4 protein-coding genes and 1 pseudogene are annotated in these 12,804 nt (G+C 63.5%); 4 read left to right on the top strand and 1 reads right to left on the bottom strand.

Annotated features, from left to right (window positions below; genetic code table 11):
• The first annotated feature begins 28 nt into the window (after positions 1 to 28).
• The 4 genes and pseudogenes from HBJ59_RS13955 (at position 29) to HBJ59_RS13940 (ending at position 12,405) form a co-directional block, all read left to right on the top strand.
• Positions 29 to 10,561: an autotransporter-associated beta strand repeat-containing protein gene (locus HBJ59_RS13955; RefSeq protein ID WP_372241472.1), complete on the top strand. Its 10,533-nt coding sequence runs from the start codon at positions 29 to 31 to the stop codon at positions 10,559 to 10,561.
• A gap of 166 nt (positions 10,562 to 10,727) precedes the next feature.
• Positions 10,728 to 11,094: pseudogene (locus tag HBJ59_RS13950) on the top strand (type II toxin-antitoxin system RelE/ParE family toxin).
• Positions 11,087 to 11,392: an XRE family transcriptional regulator gene (locus HBJ59_RS13945; RefSeq protein WP_076016282.1), complete on the top strand. Its 306-nt coding sequence runs from the start codon at positions 11,087 to 11,089 to the stop codon at positions 11,390 to 11,392. Before HBJ59_RS13950 ends, HBJ59_RS13945 begins: the two are co-directional and overlap by 8 nt.
• Positions 11,393 to 11,508: 116 nt before the next feature.
• On the top strand, positions 11,509 to 12,405 hold the full coding sequence (locus tag HBJ59_RS13940; protein WP_076016434.1) for a LysR family transcriptional regulator: 897 nt from the start codon (positions 11,509 to 11,511) through the stop codon (positions 12,403 to 12,405).
• Here HBJ59_RS13940 and HBJ59_RS13935 read toward each other — a convergent pair.
• Positions 12,395 to 12,796, bottom strand: a complete 402-nt coding sequence (locus tag HBJ59_RS13935; protein WP_076016281.1) for a RidA family protein — start codon at positions 12,794 to 12,796, stop codon at positions 12,395 to 12,397. The genes HBJ59_RS13940 and HBJ59_RS13935 overlap by 11 nt on opposite strands.
• Positions 12,797 to 12,804 lie beyond the last annotated feature (8 nt).

The following is a 12,804-nucleotide window of genomic DNA, read 5'->3' as shown; positions in this document are numbered from 1 at the left end:
GAAAGGCTTTGACCACAAGGAGTTTCACGTGGAAAGAAGACTTGCTACTGCCGCCATACCTCGTATTTCTCCTCTTAATCTTGCTATTCGCCTCGGTATTGCCGGCCTGGTTCTAGGCCTGGCGAGCCCGCAGGTGATGGCGGCCTGTACGCCGGCAAGTCCCGCGGCGGGTGGCACGGTCACGTGCAGTGGCGTGCCTTCGCTGCCGTTGTTCTTGAACACGTTCTCCAGTGCAGTGAATGACCTGACCGTCAACGTGGGCTCCGCTGCCCAACTGAACGCGACGCTGGCTGGCCAGGTGCTGAACCTGACGGGCAATAACATCACCTTGAACAACGCGGGCCTTATCGACCCGGCATTGCTCGGGCTGGTCACTGCCTTGAGTGGCGGCGTGGTGCTGGGTAACGCGGGGGCGAGTGTGGTGAACGTCACGAACGCCGCCACCGGGATCATCCGAGGTACTGCGGACCTGCTGGGTGTCAATCTTGCCAGTCTCAATGGTATGGCGCTGAACCTGCAAAACGGCGCCGGCGGCAGCACCAATATTGTGAACAATGGCACCATCGGTTCCACCGCATTGCTCAACCTGTCGCTGTTTGCCGCGGATGCGCCAGTGGTCGCGATTCGCGGGGGCTCGCAAGTCAACGTGATCAACGCCGGCACAATCAACGGGCGGATGGCCTTTGAAAGTTCCTCCACGGGTAATACCTTCGTCAACTCCGGTACGATTTCCGGCGGCGTCTCCATGGGGGCGGGCAGTACCAACACCTTCACCGCCATCACCGGTTCGACTATCTCCGCTGGTGGCGGTATAGGGCTTTCGTTGGGTGGCCTGATTGGTGTCAACCTGACCTTTGCTCCTACCGGCCAGGTTGACGGAGGCGCAGGTGGCGTCAACTCGCTGATCCTGCAAAACCCCATTGGCATCGGCGGCGGTACCAGCGGTGTTGGTGTGGCGTCGAGTGCCAGCTACGTCAACTTCAACAACCTGACGGTCAACAGCGGTACCTGGACCCTGCAAGGGCCGCTGGTGAGTGGCAGCACCACCCTCAACGGCGGTATCGCGCAATTCAACAACAACCAGGCATTCGGTAGCGGCGTACTGACCTCCAATGGTGGCGCCCTGCAGGCGAGCACCGGCGGTTTGAGTCTGAGCAACCTGATCAACCTCGGGGCGAGCGGCTTGACCCTGCAAGGTACCAACGCCATCACCCTGGGTAACGTGGTCTCGGGCTCGGGCGGCCTGACCAAGAACGGCACCGGGCAGTTGGTCATCAATGGCGCCAACAGTTACCTGGGCAACACCACCCTCAATGGCGGTTCCGTACAACTGGGCAATAACCTGGCCTTCAGTGCCGGCACCGTGACCATCGGTGGTTCGACGGTGCTCCAGGCGCCCGGCACCATCACACTGAACAACGCACTTGTGCTTAACAGTGCCGTCGGCACCAGCGGCGTCGGCAGCCTCACGCTGGCCGGTAACGTCAGCGGCGCCGGCGGGATCTCCAAGAATGGCAGTGGCAGCCTGACACTTAGCGCGGCCAACGCCGGCTACACCGGGAGCACCGACTTGAATGCCGGCACCTTGATCGTCGGCAGCGGCAGCTCCCTGGGTTCCGGATCCTTGAACGTAAATGCCGCCGCCAGCCTGGGCAACACCGGGGCGGCGACGCTGGCCAATAACGTTGCGGTCAACGGCAATTTGACCTTGCTTGGCACTAATGCGCTGACCCTCGGCGGTGTGATATCGGGCCCCGCCGGGCTGATCAAGAATGGCGCGGCCACCCTGACGCTGACCGGCAACAACACTCAAGCCGGGAACACCCAGCTCAACGCCGGCACGCTGTTGGTGGGCAGCAACACTGCACTGGGCACCGGCATCCTGAGCACGGCGGCAGGCACCACCCTCGATGCCACCACGGCGGTAACCCTGGCCAACGCGGTGACCCTGGCGGCCGATTTGACCATCGGCGGCACGCAGGCGCTGGGCCTGAGTGGTGTGGTCAGTGGTACGGGCGGGCTGATCAAGGACGGTGTGGCAGCGTTGACCCTTGGTGGCGCCAATACCTACACCGGCAACACCACCCTTAACGCCGGTTCGCTGATCGTCAGCTCCAATACGGCGCTGGGGGTGGGCGGCATTTTGAACACGGCGGACGGCACCACGCTGGACGCGAGCACCACCGTTGCCCTGACCAACGACATTGGCATAAACGGCAACCTGAACCTTGGCGGGAGCGCTGGCCTGACCCTTGGTGGCGTCGTCTCCGGCAGCGGCGGCCTGACCAAAAATGGCGCGGCCAACCTGGTCCTCAACGGTGCCAACACCTTCCTCAACGGCGTAACGCTTAACGCGGGCACGCTGACCGCCGGTAATAACGCAGCCTTGGGCGCCGGTAACCTGACCGTCGCGGGCGCGGCCTCGCTGGACAGCAGTGCCAACGTGACGCTGACCAACAACGTCGCAGTGAACGCCGACCTCAGCGTGGCGGGCAGCAACGCCCTGACCCTGGGTGGCGTGCTCAGCGGCAGCAACCAACTGATCAAGAACGGCGCGGCCAACCTGACCCTCAACGGCGTCAACACCTATCTGGGTGGCACGACGCTGAACGCCGGCAGCCTGACCCTTGGTAATGGCGCAGCACTGGGCACCGGCGCATTGACCGTGGGCGGTGCCAGCACCCTCAACAGCGCCGGCGCGCTGACCTTGGGTAATGCGATCAACCTCAATGCCAACCTGACCGCCCGCGGGGCCAACCCGCTGACCCTCGGAGGCGTTATCGCCGGCGCGGGTGGCCTGATCAAGACCGGTGCCTCACTCCTGACCCTCAACGGCAGCAACACCTACACCGGCACCACCGCGCTGAATGCCGGGACCTTGATTGTCGGCTCCAATACCGCGTTGGGCTCTGGCACGCTGAACGCGTCCAACGGCACCACACTGGACGCCAGCACCGCCGCCTCTCTGGGCAATTCCGTCAACCTCGGTGGCAGTCTGACCCTCGCTGGCAGCAACGCGCTGACCCTCGGCGGCAACGTCAACGGCATCGGAGGCTTGATCAAGAACGGCGCGGCCGACCTGACCCTCAACGGCAGCAATAACTACCTGGGCAACACGACGCTCAACACCGGCAAGATTATCCTCGGTGCCAACAACGCCTTGGGCAGCGGCGTATTGACCACGGCCGCCAACACCAGCCTGGACGCCAGCACTGCCGTCAGCCTGAACAACCAGATCGGCATGACCGGCCCGCTGACGATTGGCGGTAACGCAGACCTGACCTTGGGCGGCGTGATCAGCGGCAACGGCAACCTGGTGAAAAACGGTGCGGCCAACCTGATTCTCAACGGTACCAACACGTTTATCGATGGCACCTCGCTGAATGCCGGTACCTTGACCGTCGGCAGTAATGCGGCCCTCGGCACCGGCGATTTGACGGTGGGCGGCGCAGCGACCCTGGACAGTAATGCCGCAGTGGCGCTGACCAACGGAATTGCCCTCAATGCCGACCTCACCGCCGGCGGCACTCAAGGCCTGACACTGGGCGGCCTTATCGGGGGCACCGGTCAGTTGATCAAGAACGGCGCGGCCAACCTGACCCTCAACGGCATCAACACCTACAGCGGCGGCAGCACCCTCAACGCCGGTACCCTGACGCTGGGCAATGGTGCGGCGCTGGGCAGCGGCAACCTGACCGTGGGTGGTACCTCGACGCTGGACAATAGCGCGGCGCTGACCCTGGGCAATGGGATAACCCTCAACGCTGATTTGAATGTGGCTGGCAATAACAACCTGGCGCTGGGCGGCGTGATCAGCGGCGCTGGCGCCCTGAACAAAAATGGCCTGTCGGACCTGACGCTCAGCGGTACCAACACCTTTACCGGCGCCTTGAATGTCCTGTCCGGCAGCGTCACCACCGCCAGCGCAGGTGCGCTGGGCAATACTTCCGGTGCGAATGTCAGTGCCGGTGCGTCGCTGATCATGGGCAGCGATGCCAGCCTGGCGACCCTCGCTGGCAGCGGTGACGTGCAAGTCAGCGGGAGCAACACGTTGTCGGTGGGCGGCCTCAACGCCACCAGCACCTTCGACGGTGGGCTGAGCGGCACCGGCGTCCTGGCCAAGGTCGGCACTGGCACCCTCAACCTCACCGGCATCAATGGCCTCACTGGCGACACCAACGTCAGCGGCGGCACCCTGAACCTCAGCGGCTCGCTGGGCAGTGCCAATGTCAACGTCAATACCGGCGCGACCTTCACCGGCACCGGCTCGGTACTGGGGGCGCTGAACGTCAACAACGGCGGCCACCTGGCCCTGAGCAGCGGCAATACGCTGTCGGCCGGTTCGCTGGTGATGGCCGGCAGCGGCAACCTGGACGTGGCGCTTGGCGCACCGTCCACCACCTCGTTGCTCAACGTCGGCGGCAACCTGACCCTCGATGGCAACCTGAACGTCACCGATGCTGGCGGATTCGGCGTCGGGGTGTATCGCTTGATCAACTACACCGGCGCGCTGACCGACCTGGGCCTGAATGTCACCGGCGTGCCGGTGGGCTTCGGCCTCGGCGACCTGGTGGTGCAAACCTCGGTGGGCAATCAGGTGAACGTGCTGGTGGCGGCGCCGAATGCCAATATCCGCTTCTGGGACGGCAGCCAGACCATCGCCAACGGCGTGGTGGACGGCGGCACCGGCAACTGGACGGCTGGCGGCACCAACTGGACCTCGGTCAACGGCCTGGTCAACCAGCCATGGGCCGCTGACTTCGGCGTGTTCCAGGGAGCTGCGGGCACCGTGACGGTGGTAGGCGGGCAATCGTTCACCGGGCTGCAATTCGTCACCGATGGCTACAACCTGGTGACCGGCGCGGCGGGGCAATTGACGGCGGTGAACGGCACCGGCGGCAACACCGCGATTCGTGTCGATCCGGGTTCCACCGCGACCATCGGCGTGGGCATCGACGGCAGCGGCACCCTGGCCAAACTCGACAGCGGCACCCTCGTGCTTAATGGCGCCAACAGCTACACCGGTGGCACCGAGCTTCAGGGCGGGACATTGGTGGTGGGCAGCAACACGGCCCTTGGCAGCGGACAACTGAGCACTTCGTCCGGCACCACGCTGGACAGCAACACCGCCGTGACCCTGGGCAACGGGGTGAGCCTGCTCGGCAACCTGACGGTCGGCGGCAGCAATGCACTGACCCTCAATGGCGTGATTGGCGGTGTGGGCGGGCTGGTCAAGAACGGCGCGGCCAACCTCACCCTGGGAGGCAATAACGCCTTCCTCGGCCCGGTTGCGCTGAACGCCGGCGGGCTGATCCTGGCGTCGAATTCGGCACTGGGCAGCGCCACACTCAATGCCGCCAACGGCACCACGCTGGATGCGGCCACTGCAGTGAGCGTGAACAACGCGATCAACCTGGCCGGTAACCTCGGGATCGGCGGCACGGCCGACCTGACCCTGGGTGGCGCCCTCAACGGCGCCGGCAGCCTGACCAAAAACGGCGCGGCCAACCTGATCCTGAATGGCACCAACGGCTTCCTCGGCGGGATTAACTTGACCGCCGGGACGCTCACGGCGGGGAACGCTTCGGCGCTGGGCCTGGGTAACCTGACGGTGGCAGGCGCCTCGAACCTGGACAGCAACACGGCATTGAGCCTGGGCAATAACATCGTTCTGAATGCCAACCTGGGCGTCACCGGCAGCAATGACCTGACCCTCGGCGGCGTGATCAACGGCGCAGGCGGCGTGAGTAAAAACGGCAGCGCCAACCTGACGCTCAATGGCACCAACACCTACACCGGCGGCACCACACTGAACGCCGGCACCCTGACCCTCGGCGGTGCAGCGGCGCTCGGCTCAGGCACCTTGACGGTGGCGGGGCCTTCGATGCTGGACAACAGCTCGGCGCTGGTGCTGGCCAACAACGTCACGGTCAACGACAACCTGAATCTGGCCGGCACCAATAACCTGACCCTGGGCGGCGTGCTGGATGGCGCTGGCACCCTGACCAAAAATGGCGCAGCCGACTTGACCCTCGGCGGCAACAACACTTTCAGCGGCAACTTCAATGTACTCGGCGGTAGCCTGACCACCACCAGTGCCACGGCGCTCGGCAACAACGCCGGCTTGACCCTCGGCGCCGGTACCCAGCTCAACCTCGGCGCGTCCGCCAGCCTTGGCAGCCTGACCGGCAACGGCACGGCACTGATCGGCGCAGGCAATACCCTCAGCCTGGGCGGCGGCAACCAGAGCGGTACCTTTGACGGGGTACTCGACGGTGCCGGGCAACTGAACAAACTTGGCACCGGCACCTTGACCCTCAGTGGCATCAACACCCTGGCCGGCGACACCAGCGTCAACGGTGGCACCCTGAACGTCAGCGGCTCCCTGGCCAGCGGCAATGTCGCGGTCAACAGCGGTGCGACGCTCACGGGCACCGGCAGCCTTGGCGGCGCCGTCACCGTGGCCGATGGCGGGCACCTGACAGGCTCGACCGGCAGTACCTTGTCGGTGGGCTCGCTGGTGTTGTCGGGCAACTCCAACCTGGATGTCGGGTTGGGTACACCGGTCGTCGGTGGCGGTAATCCGCTGATCAATGTCGGCGGTAACCTGACCCTCGACGGTAACCTCAACGTCAGCGATATCGGCGGCTTTGGCAGTGGTGTGTATCGCATCATCAACTACACCGGCGGCCTGACCGATAACGGTCTGGTGGTCGGCGCGGTGCCCGGCAGCGTGACGCCCGGGGATCTGCAAGTGCAGACGGCAGTCGGCAATCAGGTCAACCTGCTGGTGACGGCGCCCAACACCACCGTGCAGTTCTGGGATGGCAGCCAACTGGTGGGCGACGGCACCATTAACGGCGGCAGCGGCAACTGGGGCACTGGCACCACCAACTGGACCAGTGTGGACGGTACCGTCAACCAGGCCTGGGGCAACAGTTTCGCGGTGTTCCAGGGCACAGCGGGCACGGTCACGGTCAATGGAACGCAAAGCATCACCGGCCTGCAGTTCGCCACCGACGGCTACAGCCTGGTGGACGGCACGGCGGGCGCGTTGAACCTGGTCAATGGCGGCACGGGGAATTCGGCGATTCGTGTCGACCCTAACAACACTGCCACCATCGGCGTGGCCATCAACGGCGCCGGCACGCTGGGCAAATACGACACCGGCACCCTGGTACTCAATGGCACCAATGGCTATACCGGCGGCACTGCTCTCAACGGCGGCAAGCTGGTGGTGGGCAATGACAGCGCACTCGGCACCGGCGTATTGACGACGGCCAACGGAACAGCGCTGGACAGCAACACGGCGGTCAGCCTGGCTAACGCGGTGGTACTCAATGGCGCCTTGAATGTCGCCGGGTCCAACGCCTTGACCCTGGGCGGTGTGGTCAGCGGCAGCGGTAGCCTGGTCAAGAACGGTGCGGCCAGCCTGACCCTCAATGGCAACAACACCTACAGCGGCGGGACGCAGTTGGCGGCAGGCATGCTGATCCTCGGCAATAACAATGCCCTCGGCAGTGGCGCCCTGGGTGTTACCGGCAATTCAGTGCTCGACAGCACGGCGGCGTTGCAGCTCAACAACGGGATCAACCTCGGTGCACAACTGGGCCTCGCGGGCACGCAAGACACCACCCTCGGTGGCGTCATCAGTGGCACCGGCAGCCTGGTGAAAAACGGCAATGGCTCACTGCTGCTGACGGGTGCCAACACCTACAGCGGCGGCACCACATTGAACGGCGGCATCACCTCGGGTGACACCAGCAGCCTGCAGGGCGCGATCGCCAACAATGCGACCCTGACCTTCGAACAGGCGGCGGATGGCACCTACACCGGCAACCTCACCGGCGCCGGCGTGCTGAACAAAAATGGTACCGGCGACCTGCTGCTCAGTGGCAACAACACCTTTACCGGCGATACCAACGTCAACGCCGGCGGCCTGTTGGTCAATGGCACGTTGAACAGCGCCAATGTGCTGGTGGACAGTGGCGCCTCCCTGGGCGGTTCGGGACAACTGGCGGGCACCGTCACCCTGGCGAACGGCTCGACCCTGACCGCAGGCACCGGCGGCAACCCGTTGTCGGTGGGCGGCCTCAACCTGTCCTCGGGAACCAACCTGGACTTCAGCCTCGGCGCGCCGGGCGCTTCTACCTCGGTGGTGAATGTGGCCGGCAACCTGACCCTGGACGGCACGCTGAACGTCACCGACGCCGGCGGCTTCGGCACCGGGGTTTACCAACTGTTCCGCTACGGCGGCAGCCTGACCGACAACGGCCTGGCTTACGGCACGCTGCCTTCGGGCATCCTTCCGGGCGCACTGACCTTGCAAACCGCGCTGGCCAATCAGGTCAACCTGCTGGTGCAAACCACCCCGGGGCAAGTCCAGTTCTGGAACGGCGGCACCACCAACCCTGACGGCACGATCACCGGCGGTAGCGGTACGTGGGGCCCAGGCACCAACTGGACCGATCCGAACGGCACCCAGGGCCAGGCGTCGACTAACCAGTTCGCAGTGTTTGGCGGGCAGGGCGGGACCGTGACGGTGCTCGGCAATCAAGGCTTTACCGGCCTGCAATTCCTTGATCCGGGCTACTCGCTGGTGGCCGGCGCAGGCGGCACTCTGAGCCCGACCAATGCGCCGGACGGCAGCTTGGCCGCAGCACGGGTTAACGCTGGCGTGACCACGCAGATCGATGCGCCGCTGGTGGGCACAGGCGGTATCAACAAACTGGATGCGGGCACCCTGATACTGACGGGGGCCAATACCTACACCGGCGGCACCACCGTCAGTGGCGGGACCTTGGCCGGTAACACCACCAGCCTGCGGGGCAATATCCGCAACAACGCGCGCTTACTGTTCACGCAACTGAGCAGCGGGCAATTCAACGGAGTGCTGAGCGGTACCGGTGCGCTGGTCAAGCAGGGCGCGGGTACGCTGCTGCTGACCGGCAACCAGCCGTTCAGCGGCACGGTGGCGGTGGATCAGGGTGTGTTGCAAGTCGGCAACGCGGCCAATCCCAATGCCGTATTCGGCGGGCAGGTTACCGTGGCCAATGGTGCCGGGCTGACGGGCAATGGCAGTGTTGGCTCGCTGGTCAACCACGGTTCGGTGACGCCTGACAGTGGCAAGCTGAGCGTCGCCGGCAACTTCACCAACGCCGCCGATGGCGCGCTGAACCTGGTCATCACCCCGTCCGCCGCCGGCGCCCTGGCGGTTGGCGGCACGGCGGACCTGGCGGGCACGCTGAATGTGGTCAATCTGGCACCGTATGCCGGGCCGACTACCTACACCTTGTTGACCGCCGACGGCGGGGTCACGGGTACGTTCGCTACCACCAACCTTGAGAACCTGGCGTTCCTCAATACCGCGCTCAGTTACAGCCCGAACCAGGTTGCGCTGGCGGTCAGCCGCAATAACGTCAGCTACGCCAGCGTGGCGGCCACCGGCAATCAGCGGGCGGTAGCCGCAGCACTGGGCAGTGGCGCAGCAGTGGGCGGTGCGGTGGTGCAAAACGCACTGCTTAACGGCAGTGTCGCCGAGGCTCGCGCCGCGTTCGACAACCTGTCGGGGGAAATCCACGCCAGTACCGCCAGCGCCTTGCTCGAAGACTCGCGTTACATCCGTGACGCGGTCAATGAGCGCCTGCGCCAACCTGGTTGCTACCGCCAGGACGATCCACGCAGCAGCCTGGCACCGAGCGAAAACCAGTTGAGCAGCGCAGGTTGCCATGGCGAAATGGTCGGTTGGGCACGTGTGCTGGGCACCTGGGGGCATATGGGCGGCGACAGCAACACCGCCAGCCTGGACCGCAACCTCAGTGGCTTCCTGCTGGGTACCGACAAACAACTGGATGACGCCTGGCGAGCCGGTGTTGCCGCCGGCTACACCCGCAGCGACCTCGACGCCAAGCACCGCAACTCCAGCGCCGACGTCGACAGCTATCACCTGATGGCCTACACCGCGTATCAGCAGGAAGCCTTCGCCGCACGGATGGGCGTGGCCTACAGCTGGCACGACATCGAGAGCAAGCGCGATGTGGCGGTGGGGGGTGTCGGTCAACGCCTGAAGGCCGATTACAAGGCTCGCAGCGCGCAAGTCTTCGGTGAAGTCGGCTACACCATTCAAACCGGCAGCGTCGCACTGGAACCGTTCGCTGGCCTGGCCTACGTCAACTACGACAGCGACACCATCAAGGAGAAAGGCGGCTCGGCAGCCCTGCGCGGTGATGCTGATCAGGACATTACCTTCTCTACCCTGGGCCTGCGTGCCGGCCAGACCATCACCCTGGGCAACGGCTCGAAAATCACCCCGCGGGGCAGCATCGGCTGGCGTCATGCCTTCGGTGATACCAAGCCGGATGCCGACCTGAGCTTTATCAACGGCGGTGGAACTTCATTCAGCACCCAAGGCGTGCCGATTGCCAAAGACAGCGCCGTGCTGGAAGCCGGCATCGACTATCAGATCAGCCCCAACGGCAAGCTGGGCCTGGGTTACTCCGGCCAGGTCTCGCGCAACGACAAGGACCATGCGATGACCCTCAGTTTCTCCCTCGGTTTCTGATCAAGGCCGAGTCTCTTCAACCGCCCGAAAGGGCGGTTTTTTTTGGGGCGGATAATCGTGCGGGAATAATCTACAAACACTTTCCCGGGGAAAACGAGAGGCTGTGTGCCCCTCAGGCTTCTACAGTTATGCACTTGAGTTTATATTCCATGGATGGCATATTTGCGTGAGTTGGGACGTTGAATATACGGACGAGTTTGGAGGCTGGTGGGGCGATCTGGATACGAAGGAGCAATCCTCGGTATCGGCCAGCGTGAATTTGCTGGGCCTTTTGGGGCCAGGCCTGGGGTTTCCCCCACAGCAGTGATATCAAGGGTTCGCGGCATGGCAACCTGCGAGAACTGCGGATACAGCACGCGGGGCGACCTTATCGGGTGCTGTACGCATTTGATCCACGCCGGTGTGCCTTATTGCTGATAGGCGGGGACAAAACAGGACGAGGCCGCTGGTATGACGAATACGTCCCGCTGGCTGAGACGTTGTATGACGAACATTTGGAAACACTGCGTAAAGAGGGCCGTCACCATGGCTAAAAAATTTAGTGAGCTTCAAGCTGGCATGACACCGCAAGCTCGGGCCGATGCAGAGCGCATCCTCCAGCAGCACCTGAAAGAAATGCCTCTGCATGAACTGCGCAAGGCGCAACAGATGAGCCAGGACACGTTGGCCAAGGCGCTGAATATCAACCAGGCGGCAGTGTCCAAAATGGAGCGTCGCACCGACATGTATATCAGCACGCTGCGTAACTACATTCGCGCCATGGGAGGGGAGCTGGAGATTGTCGCCACGTTTCCTGATGGCCAGGTAAAGATCGAAAACTTTGCCAACTGAGTCATTTTTTCCGTCAACGCCTGGCCATGTGCCGGGCTTTTTGTTATCTGAATACCTGTCGCCATTGTGCAGCTTTATAGACAATACTTGGAATTCTAGCCCTTTTGGCCATCACCATGAACCAACTCCTCGCCATGCGTGCCTTCGTCCGCGTCGTCGAAACCGGCTCCTTCAGCCGCGCCTCCGACCAGCTGGCGCTGCCGCGCTCCACCGTCAGCAAACTCATCACCGACCTGGAGAAGCACCTTGGCGTCAAGCTGATGCACCGCACCACCCGTGCGCTGTCGGCGACGCCGGAAGGGTTGGAGTACTACAACCACGCGCTGTGCCTGGTGGCCGAGCTGGATGAACTGGACAATGCCCTGCGCGGGCAGAAGCTCAAGCCCAGTGGTCACCTGAAGGTGGATGCGCCGGCGTCCTTTGCCAATTGCCTGTTGATTCCTGCGCTGGTGGATTTTCATCGCGAGTATCCCGACATCACCATCGCCCTGGGCATCAGCGACCGCGCCGTGAATATCGTGGGGGAGGGTGTGGATTGCGTGCTGCGGGTTGGCAAGCTGGATGACATGGCCATGATCGGCCGCAAGGTTGCGGACCTGGAATATGTCACTTGCGCTGCGCCGGGCTACCTGGAACGCATGGGTACGCCTGAGTCTCCCGAAGACCTCGAAAAAAACCACCTCAAGGCCGGCTATTTTTTTGCCGGATCGGGCAAGCCGGAACCGTTGATTTTCGAGCAAGGCACGACTCGATACGAGGTAGGCCAGTGCGCCTTTTCGACTAACGAAGGCAATGGCCTCAAGGAAATGCTGCTCGCTGGCCTGGGCGTCGGGCAGCATTTCAAGGCAATCGTTGACTACTACGTCGAGACTGGCCAACTCGTCCCGGTGCTGGCGGACTGGACTCGACCCGCCACGCCGTTGCACATCATCTACCCACCCAATCGACATCAGAACGCGCGGCTGAAGGTGTTTATCGACTGGGTGATCGAGCGGTTCGGCGTCAGGCAATAATCGCCGTCACGCGGATTTCAATACGCATCGCTGGCAGTCCCAGGGCTTCCACCCCCAGTTCGGTCCAGATCGGCGCGTGATTGGGCATGTAATGGCGGTACCACTTGACCATCTGCTCGTTCACCTCGGGAGGAAAACCGCCCACGTGGTAGGAGTTGACGTGGATCACATGCTCCCAGCCGGCACCCGCTTCTGCCAGGGTGCGATCCAGGTTGTGAAAGGCCAGGGCGATCTCGTCGGTGAGGGATTCGGGGATTTGAAACTGGTCATCCCAGCCGCCCTGGCCTGAGGTTTCGACGCGGTTACCCACTTTTACCGCTTGGGCGTAATGCAGGGTTTCGCGTGCAATGTCGCCGTAACCGGGCGTGATGAAGAATTCGGGCTTGCTCATGGTGTTCC

It is taken from the genome of Pseudomonas sp. AN3A02 (assembly GCF_011765255.1).
GTDB lineage: Bacteria > Pseudomonadota > Gammaproteobacteria > Pseudomonadales > Pseudomonadaceae > Aquipseudomonas.
The sequence above is the reverse complement of the archived record's forward strand: the minus strand, read 5'-3'. Positions and strand labels throughout refer to the sequence as shown.

Excerpts from the sequence above, each read along its gene's own strand:
- HBJ59_RS13945 (WP_076016282.1), top strand. The coding sequence starts at position 11,087 with ATGGCTAAAAAATTTAGTGAGCTTCAAGCTGGCATGACACCGCAAGCT.
- HBJ59_RS13940 (WP_076016434.1), top strand. The coding sequence starts at position 11,509 with ATGAACCAACTCCTCGCCATGCGTGCCTTCGTCCGCGTCGTCGAAACC.
- HBJ59_RS13935 (WP_076016281.1), bottom strand. The coding sequence starts at position 12,796 with ATGAGCAAGCCCGAATTCTTCATCACGCCCGGTTACGGCGACATTGCA.